The 17,942-nt window shown below is 69.8% G+C and carries 18 protein-coding genes and 1 pseudogene; 11 read left to right on the top strand and 8 right to left on the bottom strand.

Features of this window, described 5'->3' with window-relative positions:
* Positions 1-223: 223 nt before the first annotated feature.
* The 5 genes from ACIRQP_RS08720 to ACIRQP_RS08700 all read left to right on the top strand — a co-directional run bounded on the left by ACIRQP_RS08720 (position 224) and on the right by ACIRQP_RS08700 (position 4,382).
* Entirely contained in the window at positions 224-418 is a 195-nt protein-coding gene (locus ACIRQP_RS08720) for a hypothetical protein (RefSeq protein WP_403885528.1), read from the top strand.
* Positions 402-914, top strand: a complete 513-nt coding sequence (locus ACIRQP_RS08715) for a DUF6879 family protein (protein WP_403885525.1) — start codon at positions 402-404, stop codon at positions 912-914. Before ACIRQP_RS08720 ends, ACIRQP_RS08715 begins: the two co-directional genes overlap by 17 nt.
* Positions 911-1,777, top strand: coding sequence for a helix-turn-helix domain-containing protein (locus ACIRQP_RS08710; protein WP_403885522.1), 867 nt, complete (start codon positions 911-913; stop codon positions 1,775-1,777). The genes ACIRQP_RS08715 and ACIRQP_RS08710 overlap by 4 nt, the downstream gene beginning before the upstream one ends.
* A 197-nt stretch (positions 1,778-1,974) precedes the next feature.
* Positions 1,975-3,090: a methyltransferase domain-containing protein gene (locus tag ACIRQP_RS08705; RefSeq protein ID WP_403885519.1), complete on the top strand. Its 1,116-nt coding sequence runs from the start codon at positions 1,975-1,977 to the stop codon at positions 3,088-3,090.
* 122 nt (positions 3,091-3,212) lie between these two features.
* Positions 3,213-4,382, top strand: coding sequence for a hypothetical protein (locus ACIRQP_RS08700; RefSeq protein ID WP_403885516.1), 1,170 nt, complete (start codon positions 3,213-3,215; stop codon positions 4,380-4,382).
* Positions 4,383-4,404: 22 nt separating this feature from the next.
* On the opposite strand, the gene ACIRQP_RS08695 is transcribed toward ACIRQP_RS08700, so the two are convergent.
* Both ACIRQP_RS08695 and ddaH read right to left on the bottom strand, forming a co-directional pair.
* Complete coding sequence (locus ACIRQP_RS08695) at positions 4,405-5,433, bottom strand: hypothetical protein (RefSeq protein ID WP_403885514.1); 1,029 nt, start codon at positions 5,431-5,433, stop codon at positions 4,405-4,407.
* 195 nt (positions 5,434-5,628) lie between these two features.
* A complete protein-coding gene (ddaH, locus tag ACIRQP_RS08690) occupies positions 5,629-6,474 on the bottom strand; it encodes a dimethylargininase (protein ID WP_403885511.1) in 846 nt (281 codons plus the stop codon).
* A 219-nt stretch (positions 6,475-6,693) separates the two neighbouring features.
* Here ddaH and ACIRQP_RS08685 point away from each other — a divergent pair, with 219 nt between their 5' ends.
* Together ACIRQP_RS08685 and ACIRQP_RS08680 are read left to right on the top strand one after the other, a co-directional pair.
* Positions 6,694-7,329, top strand: a complete 636-nt coding sequence (locus tag ACIRQP_RS08685) for a TetR/AcrR family transcriptional regulator (protein ID WP_403885508.1) — start codon at positions 6,694-6,696, stop codon at positions 7,327-7,329.
* A gap of 287 nt (positions 7,330-7,616) precedes the next feature.
* On the top strand, positions 7,617-8,369 hold the full coding sequence (locus tag ACIRQP_RS08680; RefSeq protein ID WP_403885506.1) for a bifunctional DNA primase/polymerase: 753 nt from the start codon (positions 7,617-7,619) through the stop codon (positions 8,367-8,369).
* A 173-nt stretch (positions 8,370-8,542) separates the two neighbouring features.
* On the opposite strand, the gene ACIRQP_RS08675 is transcribed toward ACIRQP_RS08680, so the two are convergent.
* The 5 genes and pseudogenes from ACIRQP_RS08675 to ACIRQP_RS08655 form a co-directional block, all read right to left on the bottom strand.
* Positions 8,543-9,493 (bottom strand): hypothetical protein, encoded by a 951-nt coding sequence (locus ACIRQP_RS08675; RefSeq protein ID WP_403885503.1) that lies wholly within the window; start codon positions 9,491-9,493, stop codon positions 8,543-8,545.
* Complete coding sequence (gene efeU, locus ACIRQP_RS08670) at positions 9,414-10,382, bottom strand: iron uptake transporter permease EfeU (RefSeq protein WP_403885500.1); 969 nt, start codon at positions 10,380-10,382, stop codon at positions 9,414-9,416. Before efeU ends, ACIRQP_RS08675 begins: the two co-directional genes overlap by 80 nt.
* 21 nt (positions 10,383-10,403) lie before the next feature.
* A complete protein-coding gene (gene efeB / locus ACIRQP_RS08665; protein ID WP_403885497.1) occupies positions 10,404-11,705 on the bottom strand; it encodes an iron uptake transporter deferrochelatase/peroxidase subunit in 1,302 nt (433 codons plus the stop codon).
* 11 nt (positions 11,706-11,716) lie between these two features.
* A complete protein-coding gene (gene efeO, locus ACIRQP_RS08660) occupies positions 11,717-12,862 on the bottom strand; it encodes an iron uptake system protein EfeO (RefSeq protein WP_403885494.1) in 1,146 nt (381 codons plus the stop codon).
* Between the two features lie 268 nt (positions 12,863-13,130).
* Positions 13,131-13,619, bottom strand: a pseudogene (locus ACIRQP_RS08655) (ATP-binding cassette domain-containing protein); the annotation flags it as partial.
* A gap of 6 nt (positions 13,620-13,625) precedes the next feature.
* Between ACIRQP_RS08655 and ACIRQP_RS08650 the strand changes: the two are divergent.
* From ACIRQP_RS08650 to ACIRQP_RS08635, 4 genes are all read left to right on the top strand, one after another.
* A complete protein-coding gene (locus tag ACIRQP_RS08650; protein WP_403886389.1) occupies positions 13,626-13,952 on the top strand; it encodes a hypothetical protein in 327 nt (108 codons plus the stop codon).
* A gap of 115 nt (positions 13,953-14,067) precedes the next feature.
* Positions 14,068-15,498 carry an HtaA domain-containing protein gene (locus tag ACIRQP_RS08645; RefSeq protein WP_403885491.1) on the top strand — a complete coding sequence of 477 codons (1,431 nt, stop codon included), beginning with the start codon at positions 14,068-14,070 and terminating at the stop codon, positions 15,496-15,498.
* Between the two features lie 181 nt (positions 15,499-15,679).
* Positions 15,680-16,255, top strand: a complete 576-nt coding sequence (locus tag ACIRQP_RS08640; RefSeq protein WP_403885488.1) for an HtaA domain-containing protein — start codon at positions 15,680-15,682, stop codon at positions 16,253-16,255.
* Between the two features lie 141 nt (positions 16,256-16,396).
* Entirely contained in the window at positions 16,397-17,050 is a 654-nt protein-coding gene (locus ACIRQP_RS08635; RefSeq protein WP_403885485.1) for a PhzF family phenazine biosynthesis protein, read from the top strand.
* 105 nt (positions 17,051-17,155) lie between these two features.
* Here ACIRQP_RS08635 and ACIRQP_RS08630 read toward each other — a convergent pair whose 3' ends face one another.
* On the bottom strand, positions 17,156-17,821 hold the full coding sequence (locus tag ACIRQP_RS08630) for a heme oxygenase (biliverdin-producing) (RefSeq protein WP_403885481.1): 666 nt from the start codon (positions 17,819-17,821) through the stop codon (positions 17,156-17,158).
* Positions 17,822-17,942: the final 121 nt, after the last annotated feature.

The raw sequence follows: 17,942 nt of genomic DNA, 5'->3' as shown, positions 1-17,942 counted from the left end.
GCGGCGCCCCGCCGCTGCCACCCGCTCGCGTACTCGGACGCGTAGCTCCTGCTCCACGAGGTCGATGCCGAGCGGTTCGAATCCCCGGTCGCATCTCCCATGGCTGGGATGTCGCCCCTGCGGTGGGCGGGTCTATGCGGGAACGCGGGTAGCTCTTGCCCGCCAACGATCACCCCTCTAGCGTCCTAGGCACGTATCCGCAGAGAGGAACGGGGGAACAATCATGAAGCTGACGCGGATCTCCGGCGGAGACCCTGATTGCCGGACGAACGACTGCCCCACGGTCTACCGCACGGACAAGCCCAAGACGCTCGCGGTTCAGGGCCACATCGTCGAGCACACGACGCCTGAGGGTGAAGCGGTGGTCTCCATTCCCGAAGACGTGTTGAGGGAGGCCATGCGTGCACTTGGATGGTGATCAGTGGACAACCTTCTTCGGTTCGTTTGAGCGGGAAGCGTTCCGGCTGGAAACCCTCCCTGTTTATTCCGTGGAGGGCGAAGAGGACGAGTTCGAGACGTTCCGGGCCACGGGGAAACTGGAACTCCCCGAGGATGATCCGTGGTTGGTGAAGGTTCGGAGCTTCCGTGATTCCGGGCGTCGGATTCGACGAGTGCACGTCGTCACCCGCCCACTCTCGGATTACCTCCGGTACGAATTCGCGGCGTACCGTTACAACGTCGAGGCCGGAGAGGATGTGCGCATCCTTGATCTCACCGACCGTGAGAACCCCGGACTGCCTGACCAAGACTTCTGGCTGTTCGGCAGTTCCGAAGTCGTCACCATGAATTATCGGTCTGATGGCACACAGGTCAGCCGGGACCTACTTGAGGTTCCGGACCTCAACCAGTACCGACAGTGGAAGGAATTGGCTCTTTCGCTGTCGGTTCCGCTCTCGGAGTACGGCGCAGATTGAAGATAGATCCGCAACAGGCCGGGCAGGATCGCCTCGACCTCGCAACAGCGCTCAAGGAGCTACGCCGTGCGTCCGGCCTCTCGGGTGAGCGGTTGGCCGTGCGCTGTGGGATGTCGCAGAGCAAGGTCTCTCGAATAGAGACGGGGCGATTCCTGCCGTCCGTTGTGGACGTACAGCAGATTCTTCGTGCGCTGGGCCTGGACGACGCCACGGCGGCGGACCTGCTGAGTCTGGCCCAGGTCGCGAATGCCGAGTACGAGGACGTCAGAACGTCCGTGAGACGCGGCCTGCACCATCGCCAGCGGGAACTCGCCGCGCTGGAATCGGGTGCTCGCCATATGCGGCATTTCTTGCCCGCCATGGTCACCGGCCTGCTCCAAACCCCGGACTACATGCGGCAAGCCCTGTCTCCCGCCGTGGAGCCCGCAGGAGGTGACATCTCCCGAGCCATGGGCCTGAAGCTGGAGCGGCAAGGCGTACTCCACGACCAGTCCAAGCGTTTCGAGTTCCTGCTGACGGAATCAGCGGTTCGGTGGCAGTTGTGCGATGCCTCGGCCATGGCCGTACAGATTGATCACCTCGTGTCGGTTTCGAGGCTTCCCAACGTACATCTGTCAGTGCTGCCTCTGGGCCGCCGGGTAACGGACGCGCCATTTCATACGTTCGTCACCTACGACGACCGTCTCGTGACGGCCGAACTGTTCAGTGGCCAGGTTGTCCTGCGTGACCCCAAGGACGTCGACTATTACCGAGAGTTGTTCGATTTCTTTGCTGAACACTCGGCGGACGAGGAGGACGCGCGAGCCATCTTGGAATCCTGGGCCGACGGTTACAGGGCCCAATCCATGCGGGAACGCGACTGACGGTCCTGATTGGCTGCTTTCGGTACAACAATGGGTTCCACGCCGATGGCGTAGAAGGAACAACGAAAGGTGAGGCAGCGATGGGTAAGAAGGGCGGAGATCACTCCGGCAAGCCCGATACTTCCAGCAGTGACGGTCACCGCGACAAACCGCCGGGTCCAACCAGGCCGTATGAGCCACCGAAGAAGTGATGTCGGATGACGACTCAACAGACGCAGCACGGACTCGTTCAGGCTCTTGAGAGCAAGGGCGCGTTGCCGCCCGATTGGCGGGGCACGGTCGTTTCGGTGGATCGAGGGCTCTTCATCCCTGATGTATTCGAGGGTGGCGACTTCACCGCGGATCCCGAGGGATGGCTGCGGGCGGTTTACTCGGACGCGCCGGTCGTGACGCAGGTCAATGACGGGAAGCCCACGTCCGACGGGGAGTTCAAGCTCTTCACGTCGTCTTCTTCGATGCCGTCGGTCATGCTTGAGATGCTCGATCTGCTCGATGTCCGGGAAGGGCATCGAGTGCTGGAGATCGGCACGGGAGTGGGTTACAACGCCGCTTGGCTGTGTTACCGGCTGGGCGAACGCGCCGTGACCAGTGTGGAGTTGGACGAGGCGGTCCTGAACACCGCAAGGGCGAACCTGAAGCGCGCGGGGTTTGGCCCGGCGACTGTTCTCGGGAACGGTCGTGAGGGACACCGAACGGGCGCTCCGTACCACCGCGTTCTCAGTACGTGCACCATGCGGGACGTGCCGAAGGCGTGGTTGGAGCAGTGTCCCGACGGGCGCATCGTCACCCCGTGGGGCAGCAGTTTCTTCAGCGGCTCGTATGCCACGCTGGACGTGGTGGGTGGGAATGCCCGGGGCTCGTTCTCCGGATATCCGGCCTTCATGTGGGACCGCACCCAGCGAGGTGGAGCCGGCCGCGTCACGGACATCTACCACGGGGAGGAGGGAGAGAAGGGCACCACGGACATCGCGCCGCAGAACGTTGTCCAGGACGATGCCGCGTTCTTCACCGCCCTGAGCGTCACCGATGCGTGGTATCGCTGGTACGAAGCCGACGACGACAGCGGGGAAGCGACGCTATGGCTCCTCGCCGACGACCGGAAGTCATGGGCAACGGTGGAGTACATCCCGCAAGCGGAGGCGTACGAGGTGGAGCAGTACGGGCCTCGTGCGCTGTGGGCCGAGGTGAGGGAGGCGTTCCTGCGGTGGTACGGCCTGGGGCGACCGGAACGGGCCCGGTTCGGGCTGTCGGTCGATGGCGGAGGTCAGCGGGTCTGGCTGGATGACCCGCGTCATGTCGTCGGCCGGCCGTAGGTCCTGCACAGGGTGAAGCTCCCGACGCGTTCCTCGGCAGGGTGGCGTAAGTGGTAGCACCTCCGTAGGCGAGATCAGGACCCGCCGGGGCTGTGACCACCGACGGTCGCTACTCTGCCCGAATGCGTAACGGGGGAAGCGACAGCAACAGCGACAGTGGCGGGCTGTCGCACCGGCTGAGGAAGCACCGGCTGCTCGCCTTGGGGGTGACGGCGGTGGTGCTGGCCGGCGCGGTGGTGATTCCGTTGGCCGTCGCCGACTCCGGTGATGACGAGTCCTGTTGGCGACTGCCCACCTCGGCGCGAGCCCTCGCCGACGACCCGGTGGCGGCCACCAAGGCCCTCGACCCCGGTGGCGATGTGGCCCGTCTCGGGGCCGCGAGGAAGCTGCTGGCGCACGAGAGGGTGTGCGGCGACGGTGCCCGCGTGCTGGGCCGCATCGTGGACGGGGCGACGCGTTCCACGGGACCTGGCAAGCCGCACACCGTGGCGCAGGCCGGTAGTGCCTATGCGGTGGCCGCCGCGCTCCACGACATCGAACTCCCCGCGGGGCTTGCGCCGGGCGTGGCGCGGATGGTGGCCGAGCATGTCGTGGACGCCGGGCGTGAGAATTTCGGTGATGACGCGATCAGGGCGGTGGTAGCGCCCGACGAGGTCCAGCTCAACATATATGGCTATATGTGGCTCGGTCGCTTCCTCGCCCCCGGTGAAGCGCACGCCGCTTTCGAGTACGCGGACGATCTCGCGGACGCGGACGCCGACATCGAGTTTCTGGTCGGCGAACTCGCCAAGGACCCTGAGGCGTTCGCGATCCTCTACGACGCCGAGCGTTCCTACCTCGCGCACTACCTGGAGCGGCTGACCGACCAGGGCGGCGACCCCGCCTACCGCGCCGTGCCCCATAAGGGCAGGAGCTACTCGGACGCGACGACCTGGCCCGACAACGATCTTGAGGACCTGGCGGACCGCGTCGGTGACCTCATGAAATACCGCGCCCGCTACGCCAGGGACGGAACGATTCCCGATCTCGCCGCGTTCGACGCGTCTGTGCGTTCCCACACCCGGGGCGTGTTCCGTCCCGCGTCGGAGCAGTTGGACACCCGGCCGCCGATGGGCGACATCGCCCGCCGGCCGGTAACCGGGCCGGTGCGCGGTGATCTGATGGACGGACGGCACCAGCTGTTCACGGTGGTGGACAGCTGGGCGGAGGAACGGAACCTACCGGCGCAACGCGCCCGTGCGATAAGGCAATTGATGGATGACGCGTATGTCCGTGCCCTGTGGTTGAGGTAGTGACGTCGCGGGTCCCACGGCGTCAGAAGGAGAAGCGCAGGCCGGAGCAGCCACGCCGGCTCACCTCATCCTCCGCGAACCGCTTGAGCATCCGCTGCTTCGCGGCCTCGTCGACCCCCGGAATGTCATCGGACGTGTCGAGCGCGTAGTTGGCGGCCTCGCCGTCGCAGCGGGCGGTGGCCGTCAGGGAGAGGCGCTCGTACTGGTTGTTCGTGGCCGTGAGCCGGTTGCTCCAGTCGCCGTACCAGGAGACGAAGACCATCCGCGACACCTTCTCCCCGGACTCCTCGTCCCCGGAGGACAGGTCGCACCGTCCCGTGGGCGCCGAGTGGTTCGCGCCCACCGCGACCCGCCAGTCCGCGCTCTCGGACAGCCCGGCCCCGGTCACCCACTCGCAGGCCGTGTCCTTCGCGTCCAGCAGCGGCACCGTCTTGGGATCTTCCTCGGGGTCGGCCAGCGCGACGTCCCGCTTCGGGGCCTCAAGGGGCTCCGCGCCACAACCGAGCTTTTCCGAAGCCGAGTTGGTGAGTGCGACGGCCGTCCGGTACGCGGCTCCCGGGACCCCGGTGTTGACGTCCCGGCCCAGCCAGGTGTTCACCAGAAGCTTGCGCTGTCTGCCTTCGTCGTCCTTGCCGAGATCCGGGCAGTCCAGCAGGAGCTGGATGGTGCGGTACTGGCCGATAAATCCGGGCATTCCGTCGGGCAGTGGAGCCTGCGCGGAGAATCCCGCCTCCGGGAAGAGCCCCATGAACTCCCGGTCCTGGTCTTCCCGCCGGGTGTACGCCGCCATCTCGACGAACCGCTTGTCGCGCACCTCGTCGCCCTCAAGAGTGAGGCTGCACCGGTAGGAGCCGAGCCCGTCGATCTGCCGGGACTCCTCGGACGTGAGCCGCGAGTCCGCCGGTGTGAGCCGCTCCACCGCGTCCCGGGGCAGCGCCCCGCCGCAGGCGTTGCGGGCCAGCCTCCAGTCCTGCACATAGGGCGCGGCCACATATCCGCCCACGCCCAGGACCACCACAGCCGCCACCGACACCTTGATCCAGCGCCGCATCCGCTCCCCGCCCCCGTCGTCCCTGCATCGTCTGGGACCCTACTCGTTGCCACCGAAGCCCTCGCGTGCGACCTCGGAGCACTGCCGGAGGACCGGAGGAAACGGCCCTCTCAGGCATATCGCGTCGCGTGCGACGCGTAGCACCGTCGCATCAGACGCGTAGCACCGTCGCATCAGACGCGTAGCACCGTCGCGTCAGGCCCGTAGCTCCTGCGTGCAGCACTTCACGCTGCCACCGCCCTTGAGCAGTTCCCCGAGGTCGATGCCCAACGGCTCGAACCCCCGGTCGCGCAGTGGGGTGAAGAGCCCGGCGGCGCTCTGTGGGAGCAGCACATGGCGGCCGTCGCTCACCGCGTTCAGTCCGAGCGCCCCCGCGTCCGGTTCCTCGGCGACGAGCGCGTCGGGGAAGAGCCGGGCGAGTACGGCCCGACTGCCGGGGGAGAAGGCGTCGGGGTAGTACATGATCTCGTCGGCCGCGTCGTCCAGTACGCACAGGGCCGTGTCCAGGTGGTAGTAGCGCGGGTCGACCAGATCCAGGCCGATCACCGGCCGGCCGAAGAACTCCTGTGCCTCGTCGTGCGAGAGCGGGCTGGACCGGAAGCCGCGCCCGGCCAGCAGATACGTGGCGGTGACGGCGAAATCGCCCTCGCCCTCGTTGATGTGCACCGGCTCGCGGATGTCGGTGTAGCCATGGGTACGGAACCAGTTCAGATGCGCCTCCGCCTCGCCGTGCCGCTCCTGATGGGCGAAGCGGGCGCCGAGGACGCGGCCGTCGATGACCGTGGCGCCGTTCGCGGCGAAGACCATGTCCGGGAGGCCGGGGTCGGGGTCCAGCAGCGAGACGGTGTGGCCGAGCGCGGTGTAGCGGTCGCGGAGCTCTTCCCACTGGGCCAGGGCCAGCCGCAGGTCCACCGGCTTCGCCGGGTTCATCCAGGGGTTGATCGAGTACGTCACCGCGAAGTGGTGCGGCGGGCACATGAGATAGCGGCGGGGCGAGGCGTCACGAGGCAAGGGGGGCTCCTCACGAGCTGCGGGGCGCATGTGGTGTGTGTGGGTGAGGCGTGGTGTGTGTGCGGGGGGAGGGAGAGAGGCGTGGTGTGGTGTGGGGGGGGAGGGGCGTGGCGTCGAGGAAGCGGGAAGTGCGGTGTGCGTGAAGCCATGGTCCGCTCCCCGAGGGCCGTGCGCTGTCAACCGTTCGGGTGGTTCCGTACACGGCATACGAGACGATACGTCTCGCCTCTCCGGTTGTAGATTGAGGTCATGGCTGACAGCAGGGCACCCGACTCCACCCGGCGCAGTGAGCGCTCCCGCCGGGCGATCTATGACGCGGCCCTCGCTCTGGTGGGCGAGGTCGGCTACGGCAGGACGACGATCGAGGGCATCGCGGCCCGCGCCGGAGTCGGCAAGCAGACGATCTACCGCTGGTGGCCCTCCAAGGGCGCCGTGCTGCTGGAGGCGTTCCTCGATCTCGTCGACCAGGTGGCGCGCGAGGCGGGCGACGGCGAGGGGGGCTACGAGATCCCCGACACGGGCGATCTGGAGGCCGATCTCAAGCTGGTCCTGCGCGCCACGGTCGACGAGCTGAACGACCCGAAGTACGAGGTGCCCGCCCGCGCGCTCGCCACCGCCGGGATCATCGACGCCGAACTGGGCCTCGAATTCGCCAGGAAGTTGCTCGAACCGCAGCTCCAGCTCTATGTGAGGAGGCTGCGCGCCGCTCAGGAGGCCGGGGAGGTGCGGCAGGACCTCGATCCCCGTATCGCCCTGGAGCTGCTGATCGCTCCCGTCAGCCATCGCTGGCTGCTGCGGACGCTTCCGCTGACGCACGCGTACGCCGACACGATCGTCGAGTACGCGCTGCGCGGGCTGGCTCCGAGGCCCGCCGTGCGGCACTGAGTGCCAGGGCGCTGCCGGGGGTCGTCGGGGCGCCGTCGGAGCGCCCGGGGCCGTCCGGGCGCCGGGGGGCGCGCGGGGGCGCGTCGATGCATACGGGGCGGGTGTGGTGAATGCCACCGGTTCCACAGGCCCCGTACGGGGCCATATATCCCCGCATAAGCCGCGATCCGCCCCGCGGTGACTGACGGGTCCCCATACCCCGGTGAGGGCTCGCGGCCACCCGGGGAGCAGGATGGTGGGAGCATGGGGAGAGTCCGCAGGGACGAGCATGAGGTGTGAGGGGATCGATGGGCGACGATTTCGGCCGCTTCCGCGGCACGGAGAGCAGGATTCCCCAGTGGCTGCGCAGGCGTCCCAAGAAGGGCGCCGGCGGTTCCGCGTTCGACGGGGACGTGGCCGACCGGGAGGCGCTGCTGCTCGCTGTCGCGAATGCCGGTATGCCCGTCTCGCCCGCCGCCCACCCCGTCGGATACCGATGTTCCTGTGAACGGATCGGCTGTCCCACCCCGGCCAGACATCCTCTCTCTTTCGCCTGGCAGACCCAGTCCACGACCGATCGCGCACAGATCGAGCGATGGGCGCGCAACCAGCCCGAGGCCAACTTCATCACCGCGACCGGCATGATCCACGACGTTCTCGACGTGCCGCTCGAAGCGGGCAGCCGGGCGCTGGAGCGCCTGCTCGAACAGGGCATCGACGTCGGGCCCGTGGCGGACTCCGGCGGCGACCGGATGCTCTTCTTCACCGCGACCCGGGGCACCCCCGAGGACGAGGACGAGTGGTGGCCCTGTGAGCTGGACTGCCACCCCGAGACGATGGACGAGCACCCGGGGCTGCGCTGGCACTGCCGGGGCAGCTATGTGCTCGTACCCCCGGCGCGGTTGCCCGGCGAGCTGTCGGTGGGGTGGCTGCGCGGCCCCGAGCACCCGCTGCCGGACCCGCTGACACTGCTGGAGACCCTGACCGACGCGTGTGCCCGGTACGCGGGCGAGAACGGCGAGCTGGACCCGCACGCGGTGGCCTGGCCGATGGGCCGCTGAGAGGCCCCGCCAGTCCGGCCGCCGGGCCTCCGGACCCCTGAGCCGCTGACGGTCTGGACCCTGAGCCGCTGACAGGCCGCCGCTGACGGTCCGGCCGCCGAGCCGCTCACAGGCTGCCGAAGCTCTCGCCGCTGAGCCGCTGAGCCGTGTTCGCGGAGCCCGCGCGACAGGATCTACGACCCCTTCGCCGCCGTGACCCCCTGAAGACGGCTCGTCACCGCCACCGTCGGCGTGTCCGCCCCGGCGGGCGGGACCAGCGCCACCTGGCTGGAGACCCACTCCTTGGTGAGCGTGTTCCGTATCTCGCCCGTCAGCAGCGCCTTCACATCCGCGTTCACCCGCGGCGTGACATCCTTCGCGCCCGTCTGCCGCTCGAAGTACCGCGTCGCGAAGAAGACCAGCGCGCCGCCGTCCTTCGTCGCCAGACCCAGCGGGGCGAAGTCGCCGTCGGCCAGCGGCTGGTCGACATACTGCGTGACCAGACCGGGCAGCCGCGCGTTCTTCTCGCGGGCCTCCCGCCATCCGTCCGTATGCGGCCCGTTCGCGAAGGTCTTCGCCGTACCGTCACGCAGATACGAGGCGTACGCCTCGCTCAGCTTCTCCGGCGCCACCGCCAGCGCCTCGCTGTCCGGCGCCACCGGTTCGCCCCAGCCGTCCTTGTCCGTCGCGAAGTCGGGGACCCCGTTCGCGGCCAGGATCGTCAGATACGGCACCTTCCACCGCTCGTCGGGGCCGTTGCGTACGAAGACCAGCACCCAGCGCGTGTCCTGCGAGCCGCCGTTGTCCGCGTCGCGGTTGCTGTCGGTGTTCGCGACGAACCAGCGCGGCCAGCCCGCCTTCTTGGGGATCGTGAACGTCGCGTCGGTCAGCTCCAGCGGCTGATGCTCCGGGTTGCCGTCCGGGTTCATGACGCCGGCCGCCTTGAGACCGGCTTGGTTGATCGCGCCCAGCGCGCCGGTCACCCGGCCCGCGTCGAGCGCCGGATCGTATGCCTTGTCCGCCGCGTTGTACGCGTCGGTGAAATCCTTCAGCGCCCGCGCGGCCTCACTCCGGTCCGCCGACGGAAGTACCGCCAGCTCCCCGTGCACCGTCACGCATCCGCTCGCCGTCAGCGACAGCACCATCACCGTCGCGAGCCCTGCCGCTGCCCGAATTGGCCTTCCCCGCCTGCTCATCGGCCGCCTCTGCTCCTTGACCCCGACTGACCGGCCCCAACCCTACCGGCGCCAGGAACAGCGCGAGCGTCGGGACCAGATACAGGCACCAGACAATGACCTGAAGGACCGTCGGGTCGGGCTGGAAGTTGAAGACGCCCTTGAGCAGCGTGCCGTACCAGCTGTCCGGCGGAATGGTCGTGCTGATGTCGAACGCCTTGCTGGACAGGCCGCCGAGGAACCGCGCCTCCTGGAGGTCATGGACGCCGTACGCGAGCACACCGGCCGCGACGATCACCAGCATCCCGCCGGTCCAGGTGAAGAACTTGGCCAGATTGATGCGCAGCGCGCCCCGGTAGAAGAGCCAGCCGAGCACCACCGCGCTGGCGATACCGAGCAGCACACCGATCAGCGGCGCGTGGCTGCCGTCCGAAGAGGCGCGTACCGACGCCCAGACGAACAGCGCGGTCTCCAGCCCCTCCCGGCCCACGGCCAGGAACGCCGTCGCGACCAGCGCGCCCGTACCCATCTGGAGCGCCGCGTCCAGCCGGCCGTGCAGCTCCGTCCTCAGATGCCGCGCCGTACGCCGCATCCAGAAGACCATCCAGGTCACCAGCGCCACCGCGAGGATCGACAGCGAGCCGCCGAGCGCTTCCTTCGCCTCGAACGTCAGCTCCTGCGAGCCGAATTCGAGCCCGAAGCCGAAACCGAGTGCGATGACGACCGCCACCCCGATCCCGAGCCAGATGGGGCGCAGCGCGTCGCGCCGCTCCGTCTTGACCAGATACGCGACCAGGATGCAAACCACGAGACTGGCCTCAAGGCCCTCGCGCAGACCGATCAGATAGTTCCCGAACACGCCGGAACTCCCTTCCCGATATCAGGAGATCAGGGCCCGGCCCCACCAGTCGTCCTTGTCCCGGACGCCCGGCGGGATCGCGAAGACCGCTGAACCCACGTGCTGGATGTATTCGTTGAGCGCGTCGGAGCGCGCCAGTGAGCGTTGTACAGGGATGAACGCGTTCCGTATGTCCCGCTGGTACGCCAGGAAGAACAGCCCCGCGTCGAGCCGGCCGAGGCCGTCCGTACCGTCCGTGAAGGAGTAGCCGCGGCGCAGCATCCGCGCCCCGTGGTGGGAGTCCGGATGCGCCAGCCGTACATGCGACGTCGGCAGCATCGCCTTCGGATTGGACTTGTCGTGCTCGCGCGCCCTGCCGACCGCCGCGCCCTCGCCCTTGTCCCGGCCGAAGACGTCCTCCTGCTCCTGGAGGGAGGTACGGTCCCAGGTCTCGATCCGCATCGAGATCCTGCGGGCCACCAGATACGAGCCGCCCGCCAGCCAGCCGGGGCCGTCCGCGTCCGACACCCAGACATGTGTGTCGAGCGCGGCGGTGTCCGTGCCCGCGATATTGCTGGTGCCGTCCTTGAAGCCGAAGAGGTTACGGGGGGTCTGGGCGCCGGGCGTGGTCGACGACGTCTTGCCGAAACCGAGCTGCGACCAGCGCACCGCGACCTTCCCGAAGCCGATCCTGGCCAGATTGCGGATCGCGTGCACGGCGACCTGCGGATCGTCCGCGCACGCCTGGACGCAGAGATCGCCGCCGCCGCGCGCCGGATCGAGGTTGTCACCGGGGAATTTGGGCAGCTCGCCGAGCGCGGCCGGGCGCCGCTCCGCCAGCCCGAACCGGTCCTTGGCGAAAAGGCCGGGACCGAAGCCGACGGTGAGCGTGAGCCGGGACGGCTGGAGGCCGAGGGCCTCGCCGGTGTCGTCGGGCGGGGCCTCGGGAAGACCTCCGTACGCGCCTTCGCCGACCGTGTGTCCCGCCGTCATCCGCTCGGCGGCGCGGGTCCAGTCCTTGAGCAGCTGGACCAGTTCCGCGCGGTCCTCGGTCGTCACATCGAACGCGGCGAAGTGCAGCCGGTCCTGGACGTCGGTGGCGATCCCGGCCTGGTGGCGGCCGTGGAAGGGGACGGCCGCGCCGGACTCGGCGGCGGGCGCCGCGGTGTCACCGTCCCGGACCGCCGCCATGGCGCCACCGGCCGCGACGGCGCCGAGCGCGAGCCCGGCACCGCCCCAGCCGAGCAGCGCGCGGCGGGACGGCGAGGCCGGCGCGGCCGGCGTCTTCGCGTCGTGCTCGGCGCCGTAGTCCGTGCTGTCGTCTCCGATGTCGTCGAAACGCATGGTGCGCGGGCCTACTTGACGACGACGGCGGCGGCGAGCTTGGAGAGCGGCTCGGCCAGCGCGTTCACACCGTCCGAGAGCTCCTTGCGCTGCGCCTCGCCGACCTTCTCGTACGAGGTGAAGGTGTACGAGTCCGGGCCGTCGCGGTACGTGTCCAGCAGCGTGTTGAGCGCGGTGAACCGCTTGTCCAGCTCCGTCACCAGCGCCGCGTCGTTCTTCGAGGCGACCGGCTTGAGCAGCTCGTACGAGTGCTGCGCGCCCTCGACATTCGCCTTGAAGTCGACCAGGTCGGTGTGGCTGTAGCGCTCCTCCTCGCCGGTGACCTTGCCCGCGGCGACCTCGTCGAGAAGTTCCTTGGCACCGTTGGCCATCGAGGTCGGGGTGATCTCGGCCCTGCCGACCCGTTGCTGCCAGTCGGCGAGGTCCTTGTCGAGGGCGTCCGCGAGCGACGTGGCGTCCGGGCCGAGCTTCTTGTCCTGCCAGAGTTCCTTCTCCAGCCGGTGCCAGCCCGTCCACTTCTGGCCGTCCTCCAGGCCGTCCGCGCGCACGTCGACCTTCGGGTCGATGTCACCGAAGGACTCGGCGACCGGCTCGGTGCGCTCCCAGCCGATACGCGAGGGCGCGTACGCCTTCTTCGCGGCTTCGAGATCGCCGGCGCGCACGGCGTCGGTGAAGACCGTGACCCTCGGCAGCGTCTCGTCGGCCTGCGTCTGGACGTACTTGCGGTACGCGGCGACCGCGGCGTCCATCTCCGGGCTGCGCTCGGCGGCGGCGGTGCCGCCGGTGACCGTGACCTTCTGGCGGATGCCGTCGCCCTTCATACCGGGCTTGCACGCGATCTCGTACGAGCCGGCCTTCACCTCGGCGGTGATCGTGGCCTTCGTGCCGGGGCCGATGTTCTCGCGCTCGGTGACGATCCGGTCGTCCGGGAAGAGCAGATAGACCTCGGTGACCTTGGCGCCCTTGTTCTCGACGGCCAGCTCCACATGGCCCGCCGGGAACTCCTTCTTGGACACCGCGCAGGAGTCGTCCGCCGCGGTGACCTGGACGGCGCCGTCACCGGCGTTCGCGTCGCTCTTCTCGGCGCAGCCCGTCACGGCGGTCAGGGCGGCCACCGCCGCGGCGGCGGTGACGACGGAGAGACGGACAGGTCGCATGCGGGGCTCCACTGTGGTTGGAATCGGGCTGGAAGCGGGTGGGAATATCGGCGGGGAACACCGGTGGGAATATCGGGCGGGAATATCGGGTGGAAACGCGGCGGAAGTGCGGGAGTGAGGCGGCCCTAACTTAGCTGAGGCTTACCTGCGCTGTGATCGGTCGCGCAGTGATTCGGCTCTCACTTCTCGCCCCGGATACGGGCAGGTCACAGGCGCCTCCGGAGTGCCCCAAGGGCGGGTCAAGTCCGGGTCAAGAATCGCGCTTCGCTCAAGAAGCGCGCCTCGGGACCACCAGCGGAACGCCGGTGCGGGGATGCGGGAAGACCTCGACGGGCTGGCGGTAGACCCGGCTCAGCAACCCGTCGCGGAAGATCCCGGCGGGCGGTCCCACGGCGGCGACGGCGCCGTCGTGCAGTACGGCGGTACGGTCCGCGTGGGCGGCGGCGAGTCCCAGATCGTGCAGGACGACCACGACGGCGTCGCCCACCGCGGCGCGCTCCCGGCAGACCCGCAGGACCAGTTCCTGATGGCGCAGATCGAGCGCGGCGGTCGGCTCGTCGAGCAGGAGCAGCGGGGCGCGCTGGGCGAGGACGCGGGCGAGCGCGACCCGGGCCCGCTCGCCGCCGGAGAGCGCGGAGAAGGGGCGCGGCGCGAACTCGGTGGTCTCGGTGGCCGCCAACGCGCCCGCGACGGCGGCGTCGTCCTCGTCCTCCAGCGCCGTACCGGCCCAGGGCGCCCGGCCCATCCGTACGACCTCCCGAGAGTGAAGACGATCTCGCTCAGCGAACCGGTCGGCGGCACGATCCAGTCGGCCGAGGCGACCGTGACCTTCCTGCCGTCGGCGGAGCTGACGGTGACGGGCAGCCGGGGCGTGGGCGTGGCGGCCAGTGGCTCCACCCGGTCGGCGGCGGCCGTGGGCGGCGGATTCCGCTTCGCGTCGGCGGCCTTCGTGCCGTCGCCGCCGCAGCCGGTGGCGGTCAGGGCAAGGGCGGGTACGGAGAGAAGGGCGCCCGTGAGGCGTGGTCTGCGCACCGAGCGCACCATCCTGTTCGTTCTGTCGAGTTGTTCGGTCGGGGCTTCTGTGGGGTAAGGGTTCCGACGCAGGCCGGAGATAGCTTAGGTTAGCCTTACCTCGCTTGCTAGACCCGGGGTGGTTATGTATCTGGGTCCGCCATCCCTGCTCGTCAGACGTGGGAGTGACTCCGATGCTGTCCTTCAGACCCGTGCGCGCGTTCGTCGTCGCGCTGCTCATGGGGCTGTCGGTGGCCCTGCTGCCGGCCGTCGGCGCGCAGGCGGCCGACCGTACGGTGCAGGGCGGCCGGCTCGACTGGGGCATCAAGTCGTCGTTCCTCAGCTATGTCACCGGGCCCATCGCGCAGGGCAGTTGGGCTCTCAACGGGGGCGCGGCCACGGTCGGCAGCCAGTTCCGGTTCCACTCGGCCACCGGCTCCTACGACCCGGACACCGGCGCCTTCGGGGCCGGCTTCTCCGGCGGCGTCCGGTTCGTCGGTCACCTCAAGGCCGACGGCACCCATGAACTCGATCTCACGATCAGCCGTCCCACCGTGCGGATCTCCGGCGGCAGCGGCACGCTCCACGCGGACATGACCAGCAAACCGAAGGGGAGCGGCAAGGTCACCTCGGCCTCCCAGGTCCCGCTCGCCACGCTCGATCTCTCCGGGATCGGGATGAAGGGCGGCGGCAGCCCCGTCGTCCTCACCGGCGTCCCGGCGACGCTCACCGCACAGGGCGCCACCGCCTTCGCGGGGTACTACACCGCCGGTACGCCGCTCGATCCGGTCAGCCTGTCCGTGGATGTGAAGGCGGCCGGCGCGGCGAAGAAGTCCCCGACGGCGTCCGCGAGCGAGCCCGGAGACGGCGAGAAGGCAACACACGCGATCGTGGACGCGGCCGTCGACTGGGGCGTGCGCCGTACCTACCGCGAGTACGTCACCGGCCCCATCGCCAAGGGGAAATGGACGCTGAGCGGAGGGGCCCGGGACGGAGGCGCGCTGTTCCGCTTTCCGCGGGGCAAGGGGACGTACGACGCCGGGAAGGGCACGCTCGACGCCGCCTTCGCGGGCAGCGTCCGCTTCACCGGGACCGGGCTGGACCTGACGCTCACCAAGGTCGTCGTACGGGTGAAGGACGGCAAGGGCACGCTCTCGGCGGATGTCACCGACGCGGCCGAGGGCAGTCCGCCCCGTAAGGCCGTGCCGATCGTCACCTTCGCGGCCAAGGACTTCACACCCGAGGACGGCCTCGCCTCGCTCACCGAGGTCCCCACGACGCTCACGTCACAGGGCGCCGAGACCTTCGGCTCCCTCTACGCGGCCGGTACGGCGAGGGACTCCATCTCGCTCGCCGTCGCCGTCGACGAGAAGGCCGAGTTGCCCGCGCTGCCCGATCTGGGCAGTGACGCCTCGCCCTCCCCGGCGCCGGAGGACACGGCTTCCGCCTCCCCCTCCACCGGGTCGGCCACGGAAGCGGCGTCGTCCTCTTCGTCCTCTTCGTCTTCGTCGTCCGCCGGTACGGGGACGTACGTGGCCATCGGCGCGGGTGCGCTCGTCGTCGCGGGACTGGCGGGCTTCACGGTCGTTGCCGTCCGCAGGCGCCGTGGCGCCCACACGCCATAACCCGGCGCGCCAATACCCGTAAACCCGGCGTGCCAACACCCCATAACCCGGCACTCACCTGCCATGACCCGGCGCCAACACGCCACAACCTGGCGCCAAGGCGCCATCACCCCCCCATTTTTCGCATGGATTCGATGCATTCCGGCATTCCGCGTCACACGATCAAGGAGAACTCCCACCCATGCCAGCCACCCGCCGCCCCATAGCACTCGCCGCCGCCATCGCGACGGCGGCAGCCCTCGGCGCCACCGCCTTCACCCTCCCGGCGCTCGCGTCCGGCGCCCCGGCCGGCGCGCTCGCGGGACCGCCCGCGGGGCCGCCCGCCGCGCCCGGCGCCGCCCCGAAGCCGGCCCTGAAGGACGGCACCCTGGACTGGGGCGTCAAGGAGTCCTTCCGCGCGTACGTCGTGGGCCCGATCGCCCAGGGCAAGGTCGAACTCGCCGACGGCGCCACGAAGTCGGGCGCGGCGGCCTACCGCTTCCCCAAGGGCACGGGCGACGAGGACGCCGATCTCCCGGGTGGCACCGGCGGTTCGGGAGGTTCGGGCGATTCCGGGGGTACGTCCGGCACCACCGGCGGTGCCGGTACGGCGGGTGGTGGCACCGTCGGCGGCACGGGAGACGGGTCCCTCGCCTCCACCGGCTCCGAGGTCCCGGCCGGCGCGCTGATGGGCGCGGCCGGTGCGATCGCCGCCGCCGGCGCGGCCGTCGTCTTCGCGGCCAAGCGGCGCCGTACCGGCCAGGAGGAGCCCGCGTAACCGCCGTCCCCACCCGCCGTGCGGCACCCGGCACGGCGGGGCACCACGAGACGCCCTGCCGTGGCCGCGTCTGTACGGACGTCCGTCCCAGGCCGTGGCGGTGGAATTCGCGCCGCTCAACGGCGGTGCTTAAATGCCCGCGTGACTGACATCGACGTACTCAGTGTTTTCTGCGGAGCCGACGGCCGGCACGGCAATACGCTCGGTGTCGTCCGCGAGGGGCGTCACCACCCCGACCGGGCGGCCAGGCAGGCCATCGCGGCCCGGCTCGGTTACAGCGAGACCGTGTTCGTCGACGACCCCGAGCGCGGTGTGGTCGACATCTATACGCCGGGGCTGCGGCTGCCCTTCGCCGGGCATCCGCTCGTCGGCGCGGCCTGGCTGCTCGACCTGGAGACCGTGAACCCGCCCGCGGGCGAGGTGTGGGTGCGCCAGGACGGCGAGTTCACCTGGATCACCGCCCGCCCCGAGTGGGCCCCGCCGCGTACGCTCCGGCGGTACGCCTCGGCCGCCGAGGTCGACGCGCTGCCCGCCCCGCCGCCGGGCGAGGGCTGGCTCTACGCCTGGGCCTGGGAGGACGAGGCGGCGGGCCGGGTCAGGGCCCGCGCCTTCCCGCGCCGTGACGACGGCATCGCCGAGGACGAGGCGACCGGCGCGGCGGCGCTGCTGCTCACGGCGGAGCTGGGCCGCGCCCTGAACATCACGCAGGGCCGGGGGTCGCAGTTGATCACGGCCCCCGGCCCTGACGGATCGATCGAGATCGGCGGCCGGGTGCGGCTGCTCACGGCCCGCTGACGCCGCGTTCGGCGCAGGTGCCCAGTCGTTCACTCACTCGGCCAGGCGCAGAGGTGCTTACGCGCTCAGCGGGACACGCACTCAGGCGCTCAGCGGGACATGGGCTCAGGCGCTCAGCGGGAACTGCGCGCCCAGCTCCCGGAACACCGCGCCGTTGAAGTCGAACGCGCGCTTGCACTCGTCGATGATCCGCTGCTTCTCCAGATCGTCCGCCGCCACCCGGTCGAGCAGCTCGCGGTAACTCCGCTTGAACGCGGCCGGGTTGGCGATCCCCTCGAAGACGTAGAAGCGGACGCCGTCTCCCTTGCGGGCGAAGCCCCAGGTCTTCTCCGCCTTGTCACGGATGATCTGGCCGCCGGAGAGGTCCCCGAGATAGCGGGTGTAGTGGTGCGCCACGAAGCCGCCGGGCCAGGTGCGCGCGCACTCCTCGACCCGCGCGGCGTACGCGGCGGTCGCGGGCAGCGGCGCCAGGCCCGTACGCCAGTCGGCCCCGCGCAGATGCGCCAGATCGCGCTCCAGCTCGGGCGTGCGCTCCAGCTCGCGCTGGATGAAGGGCCCGGCGACCGGGTCCTGTCGCAACGTCTCCGAGGCGCCCTCCAGCGCGCGGTACACGAACCACAGCTGCTCGGTGTAGCGCGCGTACGCGTCCACGCCGAGCCGGCCACCCATCAGATCGCTCATGAACGTGGAGGTCTCCGCCTCCGTGTGCTGGGCGTGCGAGGCGACACGGATGAGCGTGGAGAACGGGGTGGAGGTGGCGGTTGCGTCCAAGGCGGGCCTCCGGGAACCGAGGGGGACGGGAGCTGACGGGAGCAGGCGGCTGCCGGCGCCGGCGGCAGGGGCGGCCGCCATGACCGATACTCTTACTTAGGCTTACCTAAGTCAACTGGTT

It is taken from the genome of Streptomyces sp. NPDC102274 (genome assembly GCF_044766385.1).
Taxonomy (GTDB): domain Bacteria; phylum Actinomycetota; class Actinomycetes; order Streptomycetales; family Streptomycetaceae; genus Streptomyces.
Note: the sequence above shows the minus strand (reverse complement) of the source record. Positions and strands in the feature narration are given on the sequence as shown.

Excerpts from the sequence above, each read along its gene's own strand:
- ACIRQP_RS08680 (WP_403885506.1), top strand. The coding sequence starts at position 7,617 with ATGGGCGACGATTTCGGCCGCTTCCGCGGCACGGAGAGCAGGATTCCC.
- efeO (WP_403885494.1), bottom strand. The coding sequence starts at position 12,862 with ATGCGACCTGTCCGTCTCTCCGTCGTCACCGCCGCCGCGGCGGTGGCC.
- ACIRQP_RS08695 (WP_403885514.1), bottom strand. The coding sequence starts at position 5,433 with ATGCGGCGCTGGATCAAGGTGTCGGTGGCGGCTGTGGTGGTCCTGGGC.
- ACIRQP_RS08705 (WP_403885519.1), top strand. The coding sequence starts at position 1,975 with ATGACGACTCAACAGACGCAGCACGGACTCGTTCAGGCTCTTGAGAGC.
- ACIRQP_RS08700 (WP_403885516.1), top strand. The coding sequence starts at position 3,213 with ATGCGTAACGGGGGAAGCGACAGCAACAGCGACAGTGGCGGGCTGTCG.
- efeB (WP_403885497.1), bottom strand. The coding sequence starts at position 11,705 with ATGCGTTTCGACGACATCGGAGACGACAGCACGGACTACGGCGCCGAG.
- ACIRQP_RS08720 (WP_403885528.1), top strand. The coding sequence starts at position 224 with ATGAAGCTGACGCGGATCTCCGGCGGAGACCCTGATTGCCGGACGAAC.
- ACIRQP_RS08675 (WP_403885503.1), bottom strand. The coding sequence starts at position 9,493 with ATGGTGCTGTCGCTGACGGCGAGCGGATGCGTGACGGTGCACGGGGAG.
- ddaH (WP_403885511.1), bottom strand. The coding sequence starts at position 6,474 with ATGCGCCCCGCAGCTCGTGAGGAGCCCCCCTTGCCTCGTGACGCCTCG.
- ACIRQP_RS08685 (WP_403885508.1), top strand. The coding sequence starts at position 6,694 with ATGGCTGACAGCAGGGCACCCGACTCCACCCGGCGCAGTGAGCGCTCC.
- ACIRQP_RS08645 (WP_403885491.1), top strand. The coding sequence starts at position 14,068 with ATGCTGTCCTTCAGACCCGTGCGCGCGTTCGTCGTCGCGCTGCTCATG.
- ACIRQP_RS08640 (WP_403885488.1), top strand. The coding sequence starts at position 15,680 with ATGCCAGCCACCCGCCGCCCCATAGCACTCGCCGCCGCCATCGCGACG.